We start from the raw sequence: 23,800 nt of genomic DNA, 5'->3' as shown, positions 1-23,800 counted from the left end.
CCAGACCCCGGCGCGTCTATGAGGTCACTCGTCTTAACCGTCCACAGGACAACACTGTTAAGTTTTCCAAACTGAATTTGACTTCAATCTGGATTTCAACAATATTACTCGCTGAGTTGGATCAGGGATGCTCTTTTCCGCCACACAAATAGGAAAGTAGAGAGCCGAGAACTTCTTAGAAAAGCCTCAATGCTGTCTGTTAGTAGACGATTATAGTAGGGTTTTTAGTACAAAACAACTATTTTTCAGAGATTTGTGGCGAGTGAAGTAAATTTAGCGATCGCCCAAAAACCAAAAAAGACAGTGAAGGGTTTGCCCTCTGCCTGTCCCAAAAATTTTGCCAGTTTTTATAGATTAGAACGTCAATAATTTAAAACCACAACAGCACCTAAGTCATACTTCCTGAGTGATTTTCTCTGTTAGGTCAATTGTAAATAGAGTAGAACTAATCGAAACACCCAGTCAATCAATTAGTTGCCTTGCTCTCAATTAATCAAGATGAGAAAGTATCGGGTTTCTGTTAAGGTGCTGTTGTAGACTAAGCGAGACAGATGTTAAGTGAAACAGCGTTTTTTACCTCTTACTAATTGAACCGTAGCTGTTTATCTGCCAGGTGAAGCTTTGTGGCTTCAATTAACAAGATACCTTGTTTCTCCAATGGATCAAGGGGATGAAATCAAAGTTTACGGTTGGTCGATCGCGCTTCTCTTAATCAATAAATTCTAAAACCTGAAACCTTTATAGCAACTACTTTTACAACAGTTTTTCTACAAATTATTTGAATGGCTACCATTTAAGAAAGTTAAAAGAAGCAGATAGAGGATAGCTCAATGTATCAAGAGATAAAGTAATTAAAACTAAGCTAAAGTTTTGGGCTAATTTAACCCATTGAAGGGTGTAATCTTACGTGAATTCGATGGAGTTTTTCGCTTCGTTCGTCAAATCTTCTGCCCCCAAGCTGCCAACTCTGGGGAACTTTTAGACAAGATCCTCCGCTCAAAGTTCTTTGCTTGTAGGGATTGAGGAGCGTTTCCAACGTTGCAAGCAATGAGAACAGTTGATCAAATCCATATTGACTTCAGTTAAAAAATTGGCTCTAAGCTTACCGTCTGAGCCGTGTAGCAAAGTTCTGCGATCGCGTTGGTGATAACGTGCGTGCTTTGAGGATAGCGGCTCCCAAAAAGGCGTAAGACAAAATCCCTACCAGCGCCAGAACTAGGGGACTGAGTGACCCCGTTGCATTCCATAAAGCATGAAGTGCCGCAGCCGTAAGATAGCCGATCGCTAAAATCAGCCAGCTTTGTTTAGGATTTAACACACTCAACCCAATGAAATATCCCAGATAGCCACTATAGGCAATGTGCCCCGAAATCGACCCCAACAGCCGAGGAATCAAAAGCTGTAATCCTAGCTGTCGCGGGTCATCTCCAAGCTGCAAAGTCGTATTTTGAATAATGTCAGGCACATACTGCCCCAGGGTTTCGAGTAGGGTGAAGCCGATCGCCGAGGCCGCCCCCAAGAGAATGCCATCCAACGGCTCCCAGATGCCAATCCGCTCTCTCCAGGGTGAAGGCAGCGATCGACCCAACAGATAAAAGCCAATCAGCGGAAGCACTTTGAGCAGTTCCTCCATCAGACCTGCCCCAAAAAACATGCGGATTAGCAGCACCAGAAGGTTGAGCGGCTCACCCGGCTCAGGCACTTGCCCTGGTAAAACTTGACGAAAAATAATAATAAACAGCGGCAAAACCGGACTTCTTAGCAGCAAAACCATCGCGATCGCCGCTCCCAAAAACACCCACCACGGCTTCTGCTTACCACAAAGCTGGTAGACACTGTAGAACGCTGCCAGCGCCAGATAGCCCGCCAAGAGAAGGTTAAACACGATCGCATTGCCCACCGCCACAAACATCGACACCACAAAGGCAACCGTGATGATCGCAGGTGCTAAATAAGCTTTCTGGGTCAGGTCTCGCCCCGTTGAAAGAATGGGAAATAGCTGAGTAAACGTTACGCTGCTGGGAATCGGCAACAGGTTGGGGATCGCTTGGGGAGAATGACTGACTGGACTTGCAGACCCGGTGCCCGATTGATACGCAAAAATAAACTCAGGGCCATTTTGCCCTAGACCTACGCGATCGCCCGTCTTTAATACCTTGCACCCCCGCAATCGTCGCCCGTTTAAGAAGGTGCCATTAGAGCTGTTGAGGTCACAAACCCACCAGGTCGGTAATCCACTGGCAGTCGTTCGGGTCGTGGGGCGAATTTCGACATGACGGCGAGAGACCGACCCATAGAGAAGCGGATCAAGGACAATCTGACAGCGAGGATCTCGCCCGATCGCAATGATGTTCTCTGTAGAAAGTGGATAGCTCGGTTGTCTTTGTTCTGCGGAACTACCATACGGCAGTTGGCGCAGGAAAGCAATTGGGAGGTCTTCACCCGTCATTGTCTCGGATTCCAACAGTTGGCACACGCCAGAGGCATCCGGTAGAAGATGTTAGGCTATGGAGCGGTATAGGCAACATTCTATACCAACATTTAACACCCTTTCAGTTGTGGCCCCAACCCTCACAGAAAGTTTAACGATTTTAGCGTTACCAAGTCAGACGTTTGGAAAGCTGGAATACTCAAAATTCATCAAGACAAGTCATTGAGACAAGTTACTGAGGAGCGATCGCCTTATCTTTGATTCGCTCTTGCATCCAAAACGGCTGCATAAAAGAAGATTGCAGCAAGCGGTACACTAGCAGCTAAAATCACTCCAGTCAAAAGCCCGCCTAGCTGAGGGTCGCCCGACGATAGCTCAAAAACTGACCCCACCGCCGCGATCGCCGCTACACAGGAGCCACCCAGAAATACACCACTTTTTGGAGTCATGTTGTAAAAGCCTTTGCTAAACGAAGTTTTGAGTTTCAAGAAAGAGCGTGTTGGAGTTAAGTCAATCGACAAAGACTCTATATTCTACAAACAGATGACGCTCTTCTGAAACTCAAAATGTCAGGATACTGGTTTGACCGCCTGAGCCGAAAACCCTTTCTTGGCGAGTTCTTGATGGAGGGCAAGCTTATTTTCGACGCGATCGACAAACAGGACACCGTTGAGGTGATCAATTTCGTGTTGAATCGCACGCGCCAGCAGTCCGTCGGTTGAAAGCGTCTGAGGGCGGCCCTGCTCATCTTTGAACGTGACTTCGATCGTACCCGGACGTTTGACATCTAAATAGACACCCGGAATACTCAGACAGCCTTCTTGCTCAACTTCGATCGCTTGTCCTGACTTCTTGATCACAGGATTAATCAAAATTAGCGGCGGTCTTGCAGCGTTGTCTGGCTCAATGTCTACGACGATCAACTGCTTGTTAATGGCGACTTGAGGAGCCGCTAGACCTATTCCATCTTCGCTGTACATGGTTTGCAGCATTTCTCGGATCATCTGCCGAGTTTCTGCATCGACTTTTGCGATCCGTTTGGCAGGTTGTCGGAGTACGCGATCGCCCAGGTGATGAATGTCTAAAGGCGGCTTCGCTAACTTTTTTTTCTCGACTAAAACTACAGAAGTCATGAACTTAAATACTCAACGCTAGGGGGAGATCGAAACAGAGAGGTCGAACTGATTCCGCTTTAGCTCTATCTTAGCGAATTTTGACCCAGCCACCATCAAGCGGTAAAGCAAACTTCAGCCTTAGACTTTGGAAGACAGCCGGGAAGTAGCAATCAACACTAGCAGCGCAAGAAAGCTTCTCAACGTGCAGGCTAAACGATTGGCAAAGCTTTTCGGTTTCAAGTTCGCTGAGACGTTCTTGAATTTGTCCCCCTTACTGATTTCTCGAAGGGCACAAAGTGAGCGGTTTAACTGATTTACCCCTCTCATTCACCCCTCTCATCCACCCCTCTCAAATGAGGGTCTGTTCAAAGCTTTAATAATCTCTGAAGGCTTTTAAACTACATCGTTGTTAGCTTTGCTGGAGCGGGCATTCTTACGGCAAGCATTTATTGATATTGCGTGCCCCTTATGCTGATTTCAGATTTTTCACCCTTCGACACTTCTGCATCATCCAACAGCCAACGCTTGCAGCTTTCACCCTCGATCGCTTACTACATTCGCAAACTGCTGTATCAGAACTTGGCTCAATTGAAATCTGTTGTCGCAACGGGGGCCGCACTGCGGGCAGATGACTTCTGTGATCTCGATCGAGTCATTGTCAGCCTCTATTTGGACACGCAAGAAATTAACTCCATCATTCACCAACTCGAACAACTCACGCTCTCTCACAAAGCCCTGACCACTCAAGGTGCAATTTATTTGGGAGACGCTCAAACTATCGAAGAAAAAATCTTTTGGCTGTTGGGCTACAAGCTCGATCGCTCCACCTATCTTGGTACTGTTTTGGTGATTGATGATGCTCCTGTAGATACGCGCATTGTATCGATTATGCTCAAGCGACAGGGCTATCAAGTTTGTAGTGCAACCAATGGGCAAATGGCGCTCAAACTGCTCAGTGAAGTGGTGCCTGACTTGATTTTGCTGGATGTCATGATGCCCGGTATCGATGGCTATGAAGTCTGCAAACGGTTGAAGGCTTGTCCCAAAACTCAAGATATTCCGGTAATGTTTTTGAGTAGCGCTGATGTCACTTCAGAAAAAGTTCGGGCGTTTGAATTGGGAGGAGCCGACTATATTACCAAGCCCTTTCGTCCTGATGAAGTGTTGGCGCGAATTAAGTATCAGTTGCAGGTGCGCGATCGTCACAAATGTCTGACTGAGCAAAGCCTACGTCTAGAGCAAGAAATTAAAGAACGACGACAGGCTGAAGAGTGCTACCGCAGCTTTTTTGAGCATTCGATGGATGGCAAGTTTCAGTCTACGCCAGATGGTCGCTTTTTGAGGGTAAACCCGGCGTTAGCTAAGTTTTATCACTATGAGTCGCCAGACGATCTGATTGCTACGATCGTCAACATTGAAGAACAACTTTATGTACAGTCCGATCGTCGTGCAGAATTCATCGCTCAAATCGAGAAGATGGGCACCGTCTCAAACTTTGAATCTCAGGTGCGGCGTAAAGATGGCACGGTGATCTGGATTTCTGAAAATGTGCGGGCGATTAGAGACAAATACGACAACTTGCTGTTTTATGAAGGCACTGTCAAAGACATCACAGCCTACAAGGAAACTGAACTTGCGCTCGACCAAAATCAACAGCTATTACATCATCTGATTGACAATACAAATGCCTTAATTTTTGCAAAAGAGTATCTGCACACCGATGGAAGTTATTTACTGATCAATCGCAAATTTGCATCAGAGTTTGACCTGGATCTCAATGCCTATTCAGGCAAGACGGATTATGATCTGTTTCCTGCTGCGATCGCGCAAGCCTTTCGACAAGCCGACCAGCGAGTGTTAGAGTCCCGTTGTCCGATTCAAGTCGAAGAAGTGGCTTCCTATCATGGAAAACTTCGCACTTCTTTAGTGATAAAGTTTCCACTATTCAATACTGACGGACAGATCTACGCAGTGTGTGGGATTGCAACCGACATTGACGATCGTAAGCAAGCTGAGTCCGCCTTAAAGTCTTCAGAACGACTGCTCCGACAACAAACTCAACATCTCCAACAAACCCTCATCACCCTCCAACAAACCCAGACTACTCTATTTCAACAAGAGCAACTATCAAGCCTACGATTAATTGCAGGGATTACTGAAGAAATTCAGACCCCGATTAACTTTATCGATAGTCATCTTCAATGGGTGGATCAGCAAGTTCAAGCGATCGTTCAATTACTGATGCAATACCAGCAGACGTATCCTGATTGGATGGTCAAGGTATCTGCCCCTGCCAAAGTGGATATTGATTATCTAGTGCAATTTCCTAAGCTGACCACCAAGCTGAGAGAAGGATCTCGACAAATTCGTCAGGTTGCTTCTGCTTTATGGCACTTCTCAGATTTAGATGAAGCCGAGGAGAAAGTAATTGATATTCACCAATGTATTGATAATTCACTATTGCTCCTTTCGCACCGTCTTAGACAGACCCCTCAGCATCCTCAGATTGAGGTAATTCAAGCTTACGATTGGCTTCCAGAGGTGAAGTGTTATCCCGGTCAACTCCATCAGGTGCTGATGCACTTATTAAACAATGCGATCGATGCCTTCGATTTACCAAACTGTAGGCCTGAGACTCTTTGTAGAATTACAATTTGCACTGAGCAGACGGGTGATGCGATTACTATTCACATTTCAGACAACGGCTGTGGAATTCCGCTAGAGATTCAGCCGCGCATTTTTGAGCCATTTTTCACAACCAAACCTGATCGTCAACACTGTGGTATGGGGCTGTCAATTTGCTATCAAGCGATCGTCATTAAGCATCATGGACAGATTCAATGTTCTAGCGTTTGGGGTGAGGGAGCAAAGTTTACGATCGTCCTACCAAGCGATCGTCCGGCGATCTAGGGAAGCTTAGTGCTAACTTCGGGTTGGGGTTACGTAGATAACTTTTAATTCCTGAAGACCCTTTTTGAGAGAGCGCCCCACTAATGTAGCAGAGGTCGATCGCTGATTAAATCCCAGGCTCTTCCTCTTCTATTCCCGTCTCTGCTGGCTGCCTCATCGCTAAAAAAGCTTCTTTGACTGGCTGGCTCACAGCACTTTGAGGTTCTGCCAAGACAAGGCTCTGATAGGATTCGAGAAAGCTACTTCTTAATCTATGGAATAGGTGTAGAAAATGCCGGATAAAACTAATACAGTCCAAAACTACAAACTCAACGCCTCCAGTCTCATGATATAAAGACCGTGCATAATGTTGCACTTCTTCATTTATCGCCTCAGTTGTAATAAAGATGTAGTTATTGATCCGCCTCTCACTTACTGTCTTGGAGGATTTCGGAATCTGGGTATCGCTCTCGCATAAATTCGACTTGCCGAACAAGATCGTCTCTTTGCTTTGAGCGACTGACTCTGCAATAACAAACAATGGCGGGGCTAACTGCATCTCTACGATAGGATTCAACGTCGTAGAGACGTTGCCCTGCTTCGTTTTTGATGTAGTTGATTTTGCCTTCATCTGCGTACTTCCTCAAAGTATTTGGATGCAAACCTAGAAAATCGACCGCTTTTCTAAGTGGTACATATGCCATATCTGTGTATTAACATATGTTAATATTTGTGAGTAAACTCGCTACTGTTGATTAACCTCCTATTCGTGCAGTTTTGGAGAAGCGAGTGAATGTGGCGATCGTCCTCAGTACGCCTTCTCGACTGAATTTTCTCTATTCCGCTCAGAAAACGAGTTGTATAGTGTCCTGAAAAATTTGAAGCGATTTGCCGACGTAGCAACTACATAAACCGACTTAGCAACTACAACCGTGGCGTCTGCTTTGACTTTCTTTTTGATCATTGCCCTCCATGCCCATCAGAAAAGTGTTGCTCAAGTCTGTCCAGAATGCGTCGATTCTCAGTTTGCAGCCCTCGAATTTCTCCTCGGATTTCTCTAATTTCCGCCGTAATGACCTCGAAGTTCTGCTGATGTTGATTAACAACTTGTAACAGTAATTTGGCTGTGGTTCTCAGTTCTGCGACCACGGAAACCTGAGAATCAATCTGGGATCGAGTGATTTCCTGTCGCTGGGTGAGTTGCTCAAGTTGAAATCGAGTGGTTTCCTGTCGCTGGGTGAGTTGCTCTAGTTGGGATTGAGTGATTTCTTGGCGTTGGGCGAGTTGCTCCAGTGAGGACTCAATGCGATCGAGCCTACTGGGTTGATTGGTCGTCATGATTGGACAAGATAGGTGTAATTCTCAATGTGATTCTCAAACTTCATTATCTTTAGCAGCATCCGCTTTTCGACCCTGAAGATCCAGTTTGGCGCGTAGCTCATCTTTGATCCGACTGAGAATCGAAGCCTCATCTAGAGAAGCCAGAATGTTGGTGACGACTGCTTTTGGCCCATCCGGCCCCCAAGAAGCGCCATTGGCGAGATAAGCCTTAGTCACCTGTCCAATTCCGTAGGACGAAACGCCTGCCACGCCTGCTTGCGTCATCGCTACCGAGAGATAAGGAGCCAGCGAAAGTCCCCCCGTTGCGGGAGCCGCCAAACCCAACATTCCTTTGAGAGAGCTTAACCCCAGATTTGCTAACAATTCACTGGCAGTAATGCCACCCATCGCGATCGCAATCTTCTGCAACAGCCCGATCGCGCCTTGCTGGGTCATGCTAATTCCATACAGTTTTGACATTGTTAGAATCATCGCCACGTCGATCGCCGCACTGCTGACAATATCCAACACCGTAATCGGATTGAGAGCCGTCGCCACCGCTTTTGTGATCACGCCATTCCAAATAATCTGATTGGCATTTTGATCGCGAATCGTCATTTTGCGCCGTACCACCTGCTCATTTACATCGTCGGCATACAGCATCGTATTCAACGCCACGAGCGATTTGCCTTCTCGATGCAAGACTTCTAAAATCTTTAGCTTGAGCGCCTCAACCTGGGGTTCGCCTGCACTGAGTTGCACTGACATCCGCCCATCCGCCCGCTTTACCGCTCTTGCTTCTAATGGAGAGGCGGCAGCCATGACAATCTCATCTTCAGTCAGCAACTCCTTGACCCGCTCATCTCTAATTTTTTCGTAGATGCTCTGGCGATCGGCTTCAGGATATTGGTCAATTTTGTTAAACACCAACAACATCGGCTTGCCAAACTCTCGCAGTTCAGACAGCGCTTGATATTCAACTTTGGTCATGTCGCCCGACACAACAAACAGCAGCAAGTCCGCATGTTGGGCCACCGTTTGTGCCAAAACTTCCCGCGTTTCCCCATCGACTTCATCAATGCCAGGGGTGTCAATCAGTTCAATTTGAGCGTGATCAAGGCTAGGCAAACTGACTCTTTGAATCGAACTTTCCGTCCCTTCCAGGCTTTCAAACGTCGCACTCCACTGAGCCGACTGCTGCGCTCGCGTCACCCCATGAATCGCCCCCGTCTCAAACACCTTCTGACCCAACAGCGCATTTAGCACCGAAGACTTGCCCCGCCCCACCATCCCAAAGGCAGCAATATGCACCACGAGGCGATCGAGCTTGTCCAACATGGTTGCCAGCCCGTTGATCTCTGGTTCTAGACCCGATCGTTCTTGATCCGTCAGGTCGAGATTTTTGACGAGATCGCGCAGGGCATGAGTTGCTCGCTTGTAGTTTAGCTCAGTCTGAATTTCATCAAAGCTAAAGATAGCTTCATCCAGTTCTTGAGTCAGCGCGGGACGAAGCGCATCCAGGTTGCCAGAATCAGCGATCGGGTCAGACATGGGGGTTCAGCGTGAGGGCGTTGAGAATGACAAAAGGACTGCCTCTGAAAATTGTGCAACCAAAAACCTTGCAACCGCATTCAGATCACAGACTTATTCTTCTCAATCCTAGCAACCCCGGACTTATCGGTAGCGTTGGTTTCGACGAGCAACGACTGATTTGCGTTTGCGTTTTTCGATCGGTGTTTCAAAATGACGGCGCGATCGCACATCTGCCAAAATTCCAGCTTTAGAAACCTGTCGCTTAAAGCGTCGCAGAGCGGATTCGATGCCTTCGTTTTCACCTAAAACCACCTGGGTCATTCCTGATTCTCCCTCGATCAAGTAAGTAGCGTGTGGATGTTTTGAAAAATGGCATGGGCAAATTCAGGTTGGGAGCGCAATGTTTGCCACGAGTTTTAAACACAAAAAAACGCCTGGATGTCTACCTTTAAGACACTCACCCACGCGGAACTGTGCATAAAATTCCCAATCTAGAACCCTACCAATGGAAACGTTAGCACAAAATTAGGTCTCTGTAACGGTTGCGATCGTTCTAGGGAGGGGAGTCCTCCTGTGATTCTTTTGCAGGCTGAGGCGATTTTGACTCCAATGAGTAACTTTTGGTCTGACTCAAGACCGTCACGCCTGCCCTAAACTAGCTGATTGACAAAACACAAATTGATCGTACTAAAGTTGGTGCTAAGGGCAACGTGTAGATTTTCCATAGCGGCAATCAGCCACTGCACACAGTCGCGCGTGTAAGATTCGTAGTGGTTAAACAAAATTGAGAAGCGCTTTTCTAAGTAGGGCTTGACTTTACGACAGAGCAACACAATTCTCAGCAGCAGGCTGGTGGTCAGCGTAGGGCCGATATTTGACAACAAATCGACGAAGACAAAGTGATGCGGGTGTTGAGGATTGTCTACTACTAGAAAATTGAGCAACTGGCTACAAGTTCTCACCATGAGAAAGTCGTTGAGCGGCTGATGATTGCTTTCGGGGAGGGTGTTTGTTAGCTGGTTGTAAAGCTGGTTGTTAAACTGTCGCCGCCCATATTCTGGATCGACAGCCGCCGTAATGTATTGGTAAAGGTCGTCCTTAAACGCCTGAAAGGATTGCGCCTGATGACTGTGAACTAAGAAACGTTGAGCCAACTCTCGATGCGTATAAGCGCCTTCGACTTTACCAACAAACTGCTGAAGGGCAAAATGCAGTTCGCGATCGTCAAGCAGCGTCGGATTTTTGACAGGCTGAATAATACGAGCAGGTTGAGCTTGACCCCGACGCACCTGGTAGGTCACATACTGAGATAGGTCAACTTCGTACTGCTTTTGCACCTGAGTCTGAAGTTTTCGCACTGAGTCTTGATGCTCATCAGGGCTACCTTCACTGACCAGACAATGCTCATAGAGGTAGGGATAGCGTCGAATCAAGCTCCCCAACGGTGACTGGTCAGACCCACCCACTTCAGCAGATTGAACCAGGACTCGCGCCAGCCGTTTGAGCGTCAAATACTGCTCGGTTTCTAGAAACTGTCTGACCAGTTCTCGTAGCTGCTTGACAATGCGGGTGCGCGAATACTCGGTCACAAGGCGAGTGGGGGAAGATTCTAAAACGTCGATCAGGGCAGCGATCGCAACGTGTGACTGAGGACGAGCCTGCCAGCGGTTGACCAAAATATGGCAGCAGCGATTGAGGACAAATTTAAAGTCTTGTAGAGAATCTTTGGCCGCAACGATCTGATCGAGATCACTCAAAATTTGGGGGTTGGGGTAGCTGATGCCCTCGATAAATAGGTTGCGAAAGCGATCGATGAGTTGCCCTGGTGATTCGACTTGGACAGCGCTTAACAGATGATCATAGAGTCTTTGTTCTTCTTGAGTAATTTCACGGTTGCGGTATGTTGACCAAGTACTCATCTTACCTACGCTCCTATCGCCAACTCTCGGAGTTGAATGAGTTAAATCGGGCCATCAATGCAGTGCGACTCCTTGTGGAGAGGGGGGTTGAAGACAGACTAAACAGACCAGACAACCGCGAGCCAACTGAGTATAAATTCATAAACCTTATTCTTTTTTGGTAAGGTTACTGTTGATCTTAACGGAGGTACGAAGGCATCAGGTGTAATTGAAGTCACTTAATACAATCTATATACTGCCCGGTTGCTCAGCTTAACTAAAGCTTCATATTATTCCCCCTGAGAATTACCAATCTCGGTACTTGACAGGCAGATTTAGGACATTGTGACGATGATCTTCAGGAAAACTCCTCCGAGATTACCACAGGATGGGTAACTTTCGGCACGGTGGGTGTTTAGCTAAATTTTAGAGTCGGCTCAGTGTCTTTTGATACAACCGCTGTAAATAGTATTCCGCAAGCCAGAGTAAAATCAGGAAACTTTTCGATAACTCAAAAGCAGTCAGAAAATCGCGAGTTGCCTCCGCTCTAAAGATAGGTGACGATCGCTAAAAATTCATCTCTGATCCAGAAGTCTTTTATGCGGCGAGTGGAACCAATGACTACTGATTCTTCAGTTTTGAGTCCAATTTTTCCGTCTGATGCTCAGATTCAGTCCGTCAGAGCCTACATTCAGCAGACTTGGGAGACCCTAACGCGGTCACACACTCATCTTTTACAGGCGGCCCAAGATTCTAAAGTTGAGCATCGATGGGGCAACCCCTGGATTGTCTATTTGTCGCAGCAAGAAGATCTCGATGCGATCGCTCGTCAACTCAAAAAAACACTTTCTCCTGAAGAATGGAACCAGATTGAGTTGCGTAAACTGCCTGACCGAGCGCAAATTCAAGAACACGGCTTGTTGTACTTGCCTCATGCCTACGTGGTGCCGGGGGGACGATTTAACGAGATGTACGGCTGGGACAGCTACTTTATGCAGTTGGGTCTGTTGCGCGATGGTCAGATTGACCTGGCCAAAAATATGGTCGAGCAGTTGGTCTACGAAGTGGAGCATTACGGTACGGTTTTGAATTCTAATCGCACGTATATGCTGGGTCGATCGCAGCCTCCTGTTTTGACGCGGATGATTCTCGCGTTGTTTGAGCAAACTCAGGATCGCGTGTGGTTGGAGGGGTTGTTGCCTGCTGTTGAGCGCTTTTACCAGTATTGGAGGGTGTCTCCGCGATCGACGGATATAGGACTTTCACGCTTTTATGCCGTTGCTAAAGAGCCGCTTCCAGAAGTTGTGTTTGATGAAAAAGATGACCAGGGCAGGACTCACTACGATCGAGTTTGCGCCTACTATCGCCAGTTCAATATTTCTGATTATGATGTGACGCTTTACTACGATCGTGCCCAAGACAGATTGACAGAACTGTTTTACACGGGAGATTGTTCTATGCGCGAGTCGGGCTTTGACATCTCCAATCGGTTTGGGCCCTTTAGTATAGACATCATTCACTATGCGCCCGTTTGTCTGAATGCGCTGCTCTACCAAATGGAGTGTGACACCGCGCAGATTTATCAAATTCTCAATCAGGAGACGACGGCGAACCTGTGGCGCGATCGGGCCCATCAAAGACACCAACTCATCGATCAGTTTCTCTGGGATCAGGAAGCTGGGCTGTATTTGGACTATCACTTAGACACCAAAACTCGCCGCTATTATGAGTTTGCGACCACCTTTTATCCGCTGTGGGTGGGGATTGCTTCTATCGAACAGGCCAAGCGAGTGGCTGAGAATCTCGATCGCTTTGAGGCTCCGGGCGGGTTGTTGACCAGCACTTGTGTCAGTGGCAATCAGTGGGATGCGCCGTTTGGGTGGGCACCGTTGCAGTTAATCGCGGTGCAGGGGTTGTGTCGATATGGCTACGTTGAAGCGGGCCATCGCATTGCTCGCAAATTTGTGGCGCTGCTGGTTCAGGAATTTGAGAAACAGGGGACGCTGGTCGAAAAATATGATGTGTGTAGCTGCTCGGCCGATGTGTCTCAAGAGATTCTGTTTGGCTACTCTTCTAATGAGGTAGGGTTTGGGTGGACAAATGGCGTGTTTTTGGAGCTTTTGGCAATTTTGGGACTTTGAGAGAAGGCTCAAAAATTGTGAATTTAATAAAGCGTCAGTTTGGTGAATCTTCGCCTCGTTGTTGAGATCTTCTGCCCTCCAAGCTGCCAATTTTGGGGGACTTTGAGGCAAGAAATTTTAGTTCAAAGTTGATGATGAATGGGGGACTCATCTAGCTCTCTTAGAGTTGCAACGGCAGCGAAGAATTTCTGTCGAGTTGAGGTTGATTCCAAGTTGAATTGTGTGACAATCAAAAACCAGTCTTTAATCTCAACAATAGCTTTGTGAAAAAATACGGATTGGCTATTCATACCAGCAGCCCAGATTTGGGACTGGCCTTGAGCGATTTTGTGGAAGACTCTCGACATCAAGTTTGGGATCTAGGGCGTGAAGTCTCCAACTATTTGCACCAGATGCTGTCAGACTTTTTGCACCCTCAAACCTGGACAGATCTCGGATTTATTGCAGTAGCGATCGGCCCCGGTGGTTTTACCGGAACGCGCATTGGAGTGGTCACCGCCCGCACTCTGGCACAACAGTTAGAAATTCCGCTCTTTGGGGTGTCGAGTCTGGCCGTCATTGCTTATGCCCATCGCTCGACCAAGGAAACGATCGCCATCCAGATGCCAGCCCAACGAGGCGAACTTTATACCGCTCTTTATCAAGCGACTTCAGACAATTTGACGGCGGTTTTGCCTGATTCTGTGATGACTCCTGACCTCTGGCACCAGACGCTCTCAGCTTATTCAACCCCTTATCATCTTGTGGAAGCAGACCCTCATCAAGGCGAACAGGTGACAAACCTTTTAGAACTCGCCCATCTGAAATGGAGTCGGGGAGAGCGATCGCTCTGGTCAGAAGTCCTCCCTTTCTATGGTCAACACCCCGTCACCAACCAAAGCTAAGGATCGTGAATTAAACAACCTGTAATTCTCGCGGTTTCGCTTCGTTTAATTCGGCTTCTGCCCCCTAAATCCCCCAAATTTGGGGGACTTTGAACCGCGAAACTGCCTTAAATTCTAGAATGTCTGCTTTCTCAAAGTCCCCCAGAATGGGGGATTTAGGGGGCGAAGCAACCAGGCAATCATCGGTCTTATTTAATTCACGATCCTAAGGATCAAGGATTAAATAGCTCCTAATCCCGGTTGGCAATTCGCTAAGTTCATCTCGTGAAGTGGAACGATCGCTCTCTAAACCCCAATCGTTCTATTTGAAAACGGAATAGTTCTACTTAAAAGCGGAACGATCGCCCTCCAAACCCCAATTGTTCTATTTGAAAGCGAAACGATCGTGTTCTAAACAAGAAAGTTTCACGCTCTGATCGCAGATTCGGGTCGCCTCCTTAAATCACCAACGAGTGAAAGACTTTGACCTGAAATTTTTGTCCCAAAGTTCATCAGAATTGGCTGGAGGGCAGAAGATCTCAACACCGCAACGAAACTTTTCATCCCTCATCCCTCATCCCTCATCCCTCTTTCTCCCTCACCACCCCCACGAATCTGGCTCCCCCTTAAACGGGCCCACAATATCGCTTGTAATCCAGCCGCCATAGAAGCTTCCAGGTTGAGGAGTCACCTTTTCTCCATCGACGTAGCAAGCATCCATCGGGGCAGCGTAGAACGCGACGTAATCCTTAATCGCTGCAAAATCAGGCGTTGGACTGGCATAGTACCAGCCCACATCGATTGCCGACTGATCACCGACCACCACACTGTAATAACTGCCCGCACCCTTCCACTCACAAAAGGTCGATCGAGTGGATGGTCTCAAATATTGCGGTCGAATGTCCTCTAGCGGAATGTAATAAACCGGAGGGTGACTGGTTTCTAACACGCGAAAAGCCCGTTGCGTCTCAGCGATCACTTCGCCATTAAAAATAATTTGAATTTGTTTAGAGGTTGGCTCTAATCGAGGCGGCCGCGGATAGCTCCAGACAGATTCTTGACCCGGTTGAGGCGAAATGGCTTGAGGATGCATTTTAGGAAACAGATTTGAGATGAGCGATCGTAAAACGTTCAATACCATCCAGATCCCGGTGAGTGGTGATGCGATCGTACCGCGTTTGTTGCTTAAGAAGATCGGTGACTAAATCGGCTTGCCCCGCCATCATCTCAATCATCCAAACCCCATCAGTCCGAAGATACTCAGGTGCCGTCTCCACCAGATGCCGAATACAGTCCAATCCGTCTGCGCCCCCATCCAGCGCCAAGTGCGGCTCGTGATTAACGACTTCTGGCTCTAGCGCCAACACCGTCTGACTGGGAATATAAGGCGGATTAGAAACGAGTCCAGCCAGCCTTCCTTTGAGAAAATCTAGTGGCTCCAGCCAGGAACCTTGATAAAAGTGGATTCTAGCTGAAAGTCCCAAGTTTTGAGCATTTTGTCGAGCGATCGCCAGCGCTTCTACACTCTGGTCAACCGCATGAATCGTCGCATTGGGCAGCGCATCCGCTAGTGCGATCGCGATCGCGCCACTGCCTGTTCCCAAATCTGCCCAGTGTCCTGACTGCAAAGCGGGGTTAGAACGAGCAGCAGCGATCGCCCAATCGATCAACTCTTCGGTCTCAGGACGCGGAATCAAAACGGCAGGCGAAACCTTGAGAGTAAACTGTCGCCACGGTGCAAAGCCAACCAGATATTGAATCGGAACTCGCTCTTCAAGCCGTCTCTGCCAAAGCTGCTGTAGCTCTACAAAGGAAACCTTCAGGTCAACCTCCTGAGTTTTGAAGGAGTCCAACTGCAAAGCCAAGCGATCGAGTTCCGTCAGAGCTTGCAGCAGCCAATCGACTTCTCCAACCGGAACGCCAGCCGCTAGAGCAGATTTTTTGGCGTGCGATCGCCACTCCCAAAGCGTTAAGCCAGAGACCTGTAAAGCGTCACACATGAGAATAGAAGACTCTCAGAAAGTTTTAGGTAGACTCCACTATTCCAGCAAAAGTCTTCAATCAAGAGCAAAACGAGGAATGCCGACTCTCCAGAACCAACCGAAGCCGCCCTTTCATCCCTCATTCCTCTCGCGAAGCGTGCCGCCAGCGGCAACCCCTCATCCCTCATCCCTCATTCCTCATCCCTCATTCCTCATCCCTCATCCCTACTTCTTAGGCTTACTCGGAGCAGCTTGAGGTCTGTTTTGCGCGGGTGCTGCCTTTTGCAGGCTTTGGATAAATTGAATCGACTCGACCGAGGGCACCAACTCAATCTGATTTAGAAACTCTTGATTTTTGGGATCTTTGTTGTTGTTAGACTGCATCTCTTGCAGCACATTCTCCAACGGGATCACCTGAATCTGCACATCAGCCGGAAAGTTTTTCACCTCTTTCTTAAGCTGAGTCAGCAATGCTTGCACCTGTTCTTTCTCAAAAAACATGGGAATGACTCGTTGCTTGTCGCGTGGCAGCGTCAAAAAGCCAACTCCATCGCCTTTCTTTTGGCCCAGCGCAAATAGAGGCGTTGCATTAAACTGATTTATCTGCTGACCATTTTGCTTGAGAACCGCCACCGCCGAATCAACTTGCTGCTTGGTGGGCACGTAGGTAAATACTAATTGGTCAGGCTTGCCTTGATTCGCTTTGCCCAGTTGATACACTTCTGCCAAAGACACAGGTACGACTTTGACTTCTTTTGCCAAATTAGGGTTTCTTGTCTTCAGCCCTTCTAAAAACGCCTGAGCATCCTTTTGACTGATAAAAATTGGCGCTTCTGGAGTGCCCTTTTGACCCGTATTGGGCGCAGCAACGAGAGGCGCACCCTGCTTGTCAGCCAAAGTAAAGGCAGGAATCGTCCGTAACTTTTGGACAATTTGCTCTGGAGTCAGGGCGAGTGCCTCTAACCCACTCACAACGAGCGAACCTAGCAAAGTGGCTCCCACCAAACCGACCGTAGCACTCCAACGAACCAATGATTTCATGATTGCTCCTGGCATCAAAAACTACATAGAGAACTGAGACAAATTCGAGGCGTTAACTGTTTTGGCGATGCGGCTTCTCTAAACGATCGCTCACCAAAGGTATCAGCTATGGGTGACAGGGTAAAAGAATCGAGAGTTCCAGTGTTTGCTCACAATCCGCAAATGTACGGTCTAACGGACAGCTTGATATCAGCTTACTTACCAGATCAAAGTCTTGGAAATAGTAACACCGATTTGCAGCGCTGGCTACCTCACTTGAGGCACGTACCAAAGAACAGTTAGGTTTGCGAGTCGTCGATCGTCACCTTTCTAGACTGAGCTTGTAGTTAGTGACGAATCTTGATAGCTGAAAAAAGATTAATCTCTCCCCACAAACGATAAAAACTACTACAAAGTTTTGGCATAAATGCAAAGTAAACAACGTGAATATGAGGACGATTTACCACTCTACTCTCATCTTCTACTTCAAATCAGGACACTTTGATGATCTCTATCTCATTCAGCATTGCAAACGGTTTACCAATGACTCAGTTAAAGGCGGGTGACTCAAGTCAAAACAAGATAACGACAAGTCAAAACAAGATAACGACAAGAATCTATAGCTCACTAAAAGATTGTAAAACAATAGCAAATCTTATTCCAAAAATTAACTCGCCGAGCTGTAGTCATTCAAGACGTTATTCATTCTTAATTAATTTTCTAGTGCAACTATTTTTGACACTATCACGCTTGTCTAAATCAAGTAAAACAGTTAACTCATCCTTACTGAGGAGGTAGTGAATGAACATTAAAACATCTCATTTGATCTTGGGCGCGATCGCACTCATTGCCCTCAGCCAAGGTGAAAGTATAAAGCAATCAATTGCTAAAAATCAGGCGATCAAACAAGACCAATTAGCCTTTAATGAGCGGTTACGTAAAAACAGAGATGATGCCAGAAATGCTCAAGATTTATCAAAGGTTGCGATCGAGCGTTACAAAGCTAATTGCATTCTAATCAAAGACCAGAAGACCGGAAAAGAAGCCTATTTCAGAGAAGGCGCAACTACAGTTGATTCGGCTCTCAATAGACGAGTTAGAGATAACGCAATTGTTTGCAATCGACTGGGCGACACCGCCGTTATTCAAGACGGACTCATTACGGATATTGCACGAGTAGCACTCGCAGACAAACCAGAAATGCAAAACTTATTGGATCAACAAGGAAGATAGAAATCATGAAAACTTTGTCAAAAATTCTCAGTTGGCTGTTTATTGCTGGATTGTGCTTCATGATGTTGGTCAACGTCCAACCCTGGATGAGATTAGCCAAAGAATTAGCCGATCAAATTCGATATATTCCATTCCTATCTAGTCTGGTGCAAATCCCTTTGATAGGTGGCTGGATTGCATGGATCGCATTAAATCTTTCGCAATTTCTAGGGGTGATTTTGTGGGGAACCATTCAAGCGATCGAAACGCTTCCGATGCTTTTAGAGGAACATGCAATCAAACAGCCTCAATCGTGGATGACTAGCTTAGAGCGATATAAAGGTGGGGCTTATATCTTTGAAGCGATTGTATGTTTTATGGCATTTCCTCCCTACAAAGGGGGCATCGATATGATTGTCAGAGACTTTCCTAACTGGGATGCAAACCTGATTGATTGGTGGGCAATGATTTATTTCACAGTGACGATGTTTGGCTTTGAGTTCTGCTTACGGGTGGCTCTACGAGTGTGGGAAGGCATGAAGAGATTTAACTCTGTTGCGGTCAATCCGGGTAACCCATCCCGGTAAACCAGTGGTGATTAGTGGTTAGTAATTAGTCGTCAATCGAAGCCTAACAACTAATGACTAATGACTAAGAACTTATTCTTTGACGATGCTCACAACTGATTCAGGACTGCTATACACAAGTTTGAGCAGGTAAAAAAAGGAGGTGTAATCACCCCAACAAAACTTTAGTTAACAGGAAGATGATGACGAACTATACTCACGCAATTGTTAAAGCGACTGATAAAGCAACTGGCAATATCAAGTTTGAGAATGATTTTGGACAGAATGCGATCGCACTCGCTAAATTTACAAAAGATCAAGGCGCGATCGGTGTCGCTACCGTTTTAGGAACGTTTGTAGGAATGGCAATGGCCGGATTTCCTTTGGCGGCGATCGTGGCGCTAGTGGGTCTCAACGATTTGATGTACGCCCACAAACTCAATAAAGACGCAGAAGCTAAAACCGGAAAAACTGAGAGAGAAATCCAGCGCGAAGAATGGCAACAGTGGGACATCGCACAAAGCTATCAGCCTACAGTTCAAACTCAGTTGGGCGCGGTAGAAGTTAAGAGTTCACCTGTGCCAGAGTGTCAGCCTTCAGATTTGCCTGATCTGGGTACGGCTCCGATAGCGACGATTCCTCAATATGAACTTGAAGGATCATCTGTAGCGACTCAAACAGCCTGCCCGGTTTCCTCTAGTGAGTCAATAGAGATTGCTGAGTCATTGGCAGTTAATTTGCAATCGTCGTTGATTGTCGGGCCGCCTGGAGCGGGCAAAGGGGTTATCGTTGCGATCGCATCGAGGGCCGTTAAACGGTTGCACCCGGACGTGACGATTTGGGCGATCGATCCAAAAGCTGACGCATCAGAGGCTCACTACTGGGAAGCGGTAGATCATTACTTACCCTTGCATATTGACCCCTTTACTAGCGCTGAGTCGATGGTTGAAGTCATGGCGACGATTAATTGTTTTATTCAAAAGTTTCAAAAGTCCAAAGGCGCAAAGCTGCTCATTTTTGATGAAGCTCTGGCAGTCAAAGAAAAAACGGGTAAATGGTTCAAAGAATTGATGGCTGGCTTCAACACGTTGTGTTCTATGGGAAGATCAAAGCGTGAGTATGGCTGGTTGCTTGCTCAGTCTCCCGACACCGAGACGTTTGAAATTGGGGGAGGCGTGAGGAATATTTATCGACGCATTCTACTACTAAGTCAAGACAATTTAGAATTGCTAGACAATCATTCAACTTACTTTAGTGGAAAGCCATCACCAGACCATTTGAGCAAAACAGGACGGGTCTATTTTGACTCGATCGTGAATGGTTGGGGTTCGGTTCCTGTTTATCAAGTTCCTTTGTCTCCAGTCGTTACGACCCTGGCAGCATCGGCGGATCAGTCCCCGACTTCACAACGAGGGTTTAGTGCAAATGGGGAATTTCATCGAGAAAAGCTTGAGGCATTACTAAAGGTAGAAACACCTGAGAGAAATTTTAATACAGATGCAATTGTGGAGTTACTTAAAAAGTCTGCTGAGTTTATTAAAGACAAGTCTAAGCAGGATTCAGAAGGATGGGTTGACTTGAATGACTTCATTAAAAGTGGCAGCACTAAACAAGATCAGACCAATCGTAAGAGAGCCTTCACAACGCTACGAATGAAATATTCTCAACAATATGAATATCAAGAAGTAGAACTATCAGATGGAGGAGTTTCTAGAAAGATGAGATCTAAAAGACGTAGCAATTTGATTTGAGCTATGAAAATTGTGATGCCGAACTCGATTTTTGAGATGAGAGTCGATGACCCATCGATCGCCTCACTGCGTACCTGGAACTGTAGTTTTGATATCAAAGATTAGGTAGAAACGCACCCATTTCTATCGTTCTCAAACGTTGGTGATGCGCTAGAGATCTCTAAAGTACACTTCGCACTGAATTCCCTATCCCAGTATCAGGCATGTTCACGAGAAATCGGGATGACAGGATTCGAACCTGCGGCATCCTGCTCCCAAAGCAGGCGCGCTACCAAGCTGCGCTACATCCCGTGGATTGCACTTGAATAGTATAGCTTGATTTTGGGAAATGGGGGAAACAGATTTGTTAGACGTTGGACTAATTTTGGACTGAATCGGTAGCTCGGATCACAAAAAAGTGTACCCAAATATGGATATCAACAAAAAAACTACCGTGATTGCCAATTATCCTGAGTTTCTGGAGCGAGTTCGGAGTCGTGAAATCTGATCGATCGCACCCAAACAGGTTGAGATCAGATTTCAACACGGCTGAACTGAAGAATCATTAGCGAAACTTCCGATCGCTCTCCTCAATCAAAACGTCATTGATACTGGCTTCTCGTCGCTGCATCAAGCCATTTTCGGCAAATTCCCATTGCTCGTTGCCATACGATCGAGACCACTGTCCCAATTCGTCGTGCCATTCATACTCAAAGCGAACTGAGATGCGATTGTCGGTAAAGCTCCACAGTTCTTTTTTGAGCCGATAATCAAGTTCTTTGGCCCACTTGCGCTGAAGGAACGATCGAATGTTGTCGCGACCGCTAAAAAACTCTGATCGATTGCGCCACCATGAATCGGGTGTATACGCCAAAGCCACGCGATCGGGGTCACGAGTATTCCAAGCGTCTTCGGCGGCCTGGACTTTGAGTTTGGCGGTTTCGAGGGTAAAAGGGGGAAGAGGCGGTTTTGTTTCCACGATTTGAGTCTGCTCCAAAAAATAGAGAACGTTTGCTCACTCTAGATTTTGCACTATTCTCAATCAGGGATTTCTAAATTACCCAAAATCAGAATCTCTGGTTAATGAATTCCTGGTTATTAAGGTCACCGTTAGTTCAATGAAGTTTTATGCTGAAGTTTTATGCGCTGCGTTGTTTAGTGCTTTTGCCCCCCAAGCTGCCAATTCTGGGGGACTTTTTGATGGAATTTGCCGTGCAAAGTTTTTCATGGATGAGGATTGATGGATCAACTTCGCATGAATGTTTGCAACCGTCTTCTACAACAATCCTCGATAGCGAATAAACACTAAAATTACAGCCCACGAACCCAGAGCAACTTTGATAGCCACTAGAATATTGAGGATGGGAACCACTCCACCGCTAAACAGTGCGCCCAATTCACCGTGGGGCAATTCAATCCCCGCCAGCGTGACCACCGACAGCACAATAAATACCAGCACCGAAATCTTTTCCCAGGTGGCTGCGTGCCAGCGTTGGTAAATCGACTCCATCCACTTTGAGGACGAGGTAATCGCGACCAGACCGATCGCCGTTCCGCCTGCAACTCCCGCCGCAAACCCTCCCCCCGGACTGAGATGACCTCGAATGGCAAGCTCAACCCCGACCATCGCGGCCACCGTCGCTCCCAGTCGGGCCAGAACAATCGAAGGCTGATCGGTAAACTGATAAATGGTGCAAAACGGTCGCTCATTGGCTAAGAGAAAGTGCGCCCCCATAATGGCGATCGTAAAAACAATAACTTCAAAGATTGTGTCATAGAGTCGATTTCTGAGAATAATGGCAGATACCGCATTCGCCACTCCGCTCTCTTGAATGACGGCTTCGACGATCGAGAGATCCAGCCCATCTGCGGTCGGATTTGGCAAGATTAGAAATTTGATATACAGGGCGATTCCTGCTGCAATGTAGAGCCATTTCATTTAATGTTTTTCCTCCAGGTCTGATGCACTGATATAGTCCAGGCTAGTGATGGGTGATGTCAGTTCGGTTTGGAGAATCTCATAGAGGCGGCGAATTCGAGTCACGGTTTGATACTGTGTAGGATCTTGATCAGACTGCAACTGTGCAATACAAGTGACATGAATTTCTTTTTCGAGCAATGCTTGTGTTAGAGATTCAGAATCAGGATAGGGAATGAGTTCTAGCCGCAGATGGTATTTGCGCGTAATGGTTCGCAGGTCAGCGATGAGCGGTGCAAACAGAGAATCATTCTGTCCTTTGTGCTTCTCTTCTAGGTCAAGACAGCCATTTTGAAGAACACCCATTCGCATCACTAGCGACGATCGCACCGCCACCGCGTAAAGTGTAATCGCTAGCATCGTTCCGACTAATGCCTCAGTCAAAGCAACATCTGGCGCACCGAGCACTGAATAGACTAGAGCAGCGATCGCACCCAATATGCCACGAATCACCAGAGCATTAAAGGGATTGGTCTGAATCGTGACCATAAACGCCGACAGTGGCAGCAGGGCAACAATGAAATATACATAGCTATCGTTGATCATTGGTTTCTCCACTACTAGAGCAGTACGCCAGCACATATCCCAGCATCGTATTCCACATTGCCAGTGAAATAAGTGCTAACAGCAGCAGCGACCAGTTTTCAGGAATCTTGAGCAGCAGACCCACCACAATGCTCATCGAGCCGAGCGTATCCGCAACCGAAAGACTATGAAGTTTGAATAGAATCGATCGCTTTCCCAGTAGCGGAAAGGTGCCCCAAAACCAGAAGAAGAGTCCGACTGCAAGGCAGAAATAGCTAAGAACGTTAATAAAGACACTTGTCATAATGCACTCATCCGTTTGATCACCTGTGCTAATAGCATTAATCCAGCATTTCCCACACTCAAGATGATTACGCCAGCCACCCCAATCATCCAGTCATCCCGCAGGACAGAAACGACTAAAATCATCACCGAAGTCTTGGTCGCAATGCTGGCGAACGCTAACATCTTTTGCCAAATATCATCATCCTGCCAGGCCTCATACATTGGAATGAGTAACGCCAAAATCATTGCAATCAAAACCAAGTTCATGTCTTTCCTTTTTGAGTCGTCTTAATAATTTGGTTGAGCTGCTGC

The 23,800-nt window shown here is 46.9% G+C and carries 22 protein-coding genes and 1 tRNA gene; 6 read left to right on the top strand and 17 right to left on the bottom strand.

Annotation, left to right across the window (positions count from 1 at the left end):
* Positions 1-1,102: 1,102 nt before the first annotated feature.
* The 3 genes from ACJ2PR_RS04825 to def form a co-directional block, all read right to left on the bottom strand.
* The gene (locus tag ACJ2PR_RS04825; RefSeq protein WP_446860441.1) at positions 1,103-2,449 is read right to left on the bottom strand and encodes a PrsW family glutamic-type intramembrane protease; all 1,347 of its coding nucleotides are present in this window, start codon (positions 2,447-2,449) and stop codon (positions 1,103-1,105) included.
* Between the two features lie 233 nt (positions 2,450-2,682).
* On the bottom strand, positions 2,683-2,880 hold the full coding sequence (locus tag ACJ2PR_RS04820; RefSeq protein ID WP_446860442.1) for a hypothetical protein: 198 nt from the start codon (positions 2,878-2,880) through the stop codon (positions 2,683-2,685).
* Positions 2,881-3,000: 120 nt separating this feature from the next.
* Positions 3,001-3,564 carry a peptide deformylase gene (gene def, locus ACJ2PR_RS04815; protein ID WP_446860443.1) on the bottom strand — a complete coding sequence of 188 codons (564 nt, stop codon included), beginning with the start codon at positions 3,562-3,564 and terminating at the stop codon, positions 3,001-3,003.
* A gap of 450 nt (positions 3,565-4,014) precedes the next feature.
* Here def and ACJ2PR_RS04810 point away from each other — a divergent pair, with 450 nt between their 5' ends.
* Positions 4,015-6,456 carry a response regulator gene (locus ACJ2PR_RS04810; RefSeq protein ID WP_446876141.1) on the top strand — a complete coding sequence of 814 codons (2,442 nt, stop codon included), beginning with the start codon at positions 4,015-4,017 and terminating at the stop codon, positions 6,454-6,456.
* A gap of 407 nt (positions 6,457-6,863) precedes the next feature.
* Here the strand turns inward: ACJ2PR_RS04810 and ACJ2PR_RS04805 are convergent, their stop codons facing one another.
* From ACJ2PR_RS04805 to ACJ2PR_RS04785, 5 genes are all read right to left on the bottom strand, one after another.
* The gene (locus ACJ2PR_RS04805) at positions 6,864-7,139 is read right to left on the bottom strand and encodes an IS607 family transposase (protein WP_446867861.1); all 276 of its coding nucleotides are present in this window, start codon (positions 7,137-7,139) and stop codon (positions 6,864-6,866) included.
* Between the two features lie 256 nt (positions 7,140-7,395).
* Positions 7,396-7,773 (bottom strand): hypothetical protein, encoded by a 378-nt coding sequence (locus ACJ2PR_RS04800; RefSeq protein WP_446876140.1) that lies wholly within the window; start codon positions 7,771-7,773, stop codon positions 7,396-7,398.
* A 36-nt stretch (positions 7,774-7,809) separates the two neighbouring features.
* Positions 7,810-9,306, bottom strand: coding sequence for a GTP-binding protein (locus ACJ2PR_RS04795; RefSeq protein ID WP_446876139.1), 1,497 nt, complete (start codon positions 9,304-9,306; stop codon positions 7,810-7,812).
* Positions 9,307-9,429: 123 nt separating this feature from the next.
* Positions 9,430-9,609, bottom strand: coding sequence for a 30S ribosomal protein S21 (gene rpsU / locus ACJ2PR_RS04790; RefSeq protein ID WP_446860454.1), 180 nt, complete (start codon positions 9,607-9,609; stop codon positions 9,430-9,432).
* A 329-nt stretch (positions 9,610-9,938) separates the two neighbouring features.
* Positions 9,939-11,207, bottom strand: a complete 1,269-nt coding sequence (locus tag ACJ2PR_RS04785) for a hypothetical protein (protein WP_446876137.1) — start codon at positions 11,205-11,207, stop codon at positions 9,939-9,941.
* Positions 11,208-11,803: 596 nt separating this feature from the next.
* On the opposite strand from ACJ2PR_RS04785, the gene ACJ2PR_RS04780 reads away from it, so the two are divergent.
* Together ACJ2PR_RS04780 and tsaB are read left to right on the top strand one after the other, a co-directional pair.
* Positions 11,804-13,327, top strand: a complete 1,524-nt coding sequence (locus tag ACJ2PR_RS04780; RefSeq protein ID WP_446876136.1) for a trehalase family glycosidase — start codon at positions 11,804-11,806, stop codon at positions 13,325-13,327.
* 263 nt (positions 13,328-13,590) lie between these two features.
* Positions 13,591-14,211 (top strand): tRNA (adenosine(37)-N6)-threonylcarbamoyltransferase complex dimerization subunit type 1 TsaB, encoded by a 621-nt coding sequence (tsaB, locus tag ACJ2PR_RS04775; RefSeq protein WP_446876135.1) that lies wholly within the window; start codon positions 13,591-13,593, stop codon positions 14,209-14,211.
* Between the two features lie 577 nt (positions 14,212-14,788).
* Here tsaB and ACJ2PR_RS04770 read toward each other — a convergent pair.
* The 3 genes from ACJ2PR_RS04770 to ACJ2PR_RS04760 all read right to left on the bottom strand — a co-directional run bounded on the left by ACJ2PR_RS04770 (position 14,789) and on the right by ACJ2PR_RS04760 (position 17,213).
* Positions 14,789-15,331 carry a DUF427 domain-containing protein gene (locus ACJ2PR_RS04770; protein ID WP_446876134.1) on the bottom strand — a complete coding sequence of 181 codons (543 nt, stop codon included), beginning with the start codon at positions 15,329-15,331 and terminating at the stop codon, positions 14,789-14,791.
* Positions 15,285-16,190, bottom strand: coding sequence for a peptide chain release factor N(5)-glutamine methyltransferase (gene prmC / locus ACJ2PR_RS04765; RefSeq protein ID WP_446876133.1), 906 nt, complete (start codon positions 16,188-16,190; stop codon positions 15,285-15,287). The genes ACJ2PR_RS04770 and prmC overlap by 47 nt, the downstream gene beginning before the upstream one ends.
* A gap of 207 nt (positions 16,191-16,397) precedes the next feature.
* The gene (locus tag ACJ2PR_RS04760) at positions 16,398-17,213 is read right to left on the bottom strand and encodes a Tic22 family protein (protein WP_446857111.1); all 816 of its coding nucleotides are present in this window, start codon (positions 17,211-17,213) and stop codon (positions 16,398-16,400) included.
* A gap of 780 nt (positions 17,214-17,993) precedes the next feature.
* Between ACJ2PR_RS04760 and ACJ2PR_RS04755 the strand changes: the two genes are divergently transcribed.
* From ACJ2PR_RS04755 to ACJ2PR_RS04745, 3 genes are all read left to right on the top strand, one after another.
* Positions 17,994-18,425: a hypothetical protein gene (locus ACJ2PR_RS04755; RefSeq protein WP_446867854.1), complete on the top strand. Its 432-nt coding sequence runs from the start codon at positions 17,994-17,996 to the stop codon at positions 18,423-18,425.
* 5 nt (positions 18,426-18,430) lie between these two features.
* Complete coding sequence (locus ACJ2PR_RS04750; RefSeq protein WP_446867853.1) at positions 18,431-18,991, top strand: hypothetical protein; 561 nt, start codon at positions 18,431-18,433, stop codon at positions 18,989-18,991.
* Between the two features lie 182 nt (positions 18,992-19,173).
* Positions 19,174-20,721 (top strand): hypothetical protein, encoded by a 1,548-nt coding sequence (locus tag ACJ2PR_RS04745; protein WP_446876132.1) that lies wholly within the window; start codon positions 19,174-19,176, stop codon positions 20,719-20,721.
* A gap of 217 nt (positions 20,722-20,938) precedes the next feature.
* Here ACJ2PR_RS04745 and ACJ2PR_RS04740 read toward each other — a convergent pair.
* The 6 genes from ACJ2PR_RS04740 to ACJ2PR_RS04715 form a co-directional block, all read right to left on the bottom strand.
* A tRNA-Pro gene (locus ACJ2PR_RS04740) sits at positions 20,939-21,012 on the bottom strand.
* A 253-nt stretch (positions 21,013-21,265) separates the two neighbouring features.
* Entirely contained in the window at positions 21,266-21,679 is a 414-nt protein-coding gene (locus ACJ2PR_RS04735; RefSeq protein ID WP_446876130.1) for a nuclear transport factor 2 family protein, read from the bottom strand.
* A gap of 297 nt (positions 21,680-21,976) precedes the next feature.
* Positions 21,977-22,639, bottom strand: a complete 663-nt coding sequence (locus tag ACJ2PR_RS04730; protein WP_446857116.1) for a Na(+)/H(+) antiporter subunit B — start codon at positions 22,637-22,639, stop codon at positions 21,977-21,979.
* Positions 22,640-23,224, bottom strand: coding sequence for a DUF4040 domain-containing protein (locus ACJ2PR_RS04725; protein ID WP_446876129.1), 585 nt, complete (start codon positions 23,222-23,224; stop codon positions 22,640-22,642). It abuts the gene before it with no gap.
* Entirely contained in the window at positions 23,211-23,507 is a 297-nt protein-coding gene (locus ACJ2PR_RS04720) for a monovalent cation/H(+) antiporter subunit G (RefSeq protein ID WP_446857118.1), read from the bottom strand. The genes ACJ2PR_RS04725 and ACJ2PR_RS04720 overlap by 14 nt, the downstream gene beginning before the upstream one ends.
* On the bottom strand, positions 23,504-23,755 hold the full coding sequence (locus tag ACJ2PR_RS04715) for a hypothetical protein (protein WP_446857119.1): 252 nt from the start codon (positions 23,753-23,755) through the stop codon (positions 23,504-23,506). Before ACJ2PR_RS04715 ends, ACJ2PR_RS04720 begins: the two co-directional genes overlap by 4 nt.
* Between the last annotated feature and the right edge of the window lie 45 nt (positions 23,756-23,800).

Source organism: Phormidesmis sp. 146-33, assembly GCF_052939515.1.
This window is presented reverse-complemented; position numbering and strand designations above follow the sequence as displayed.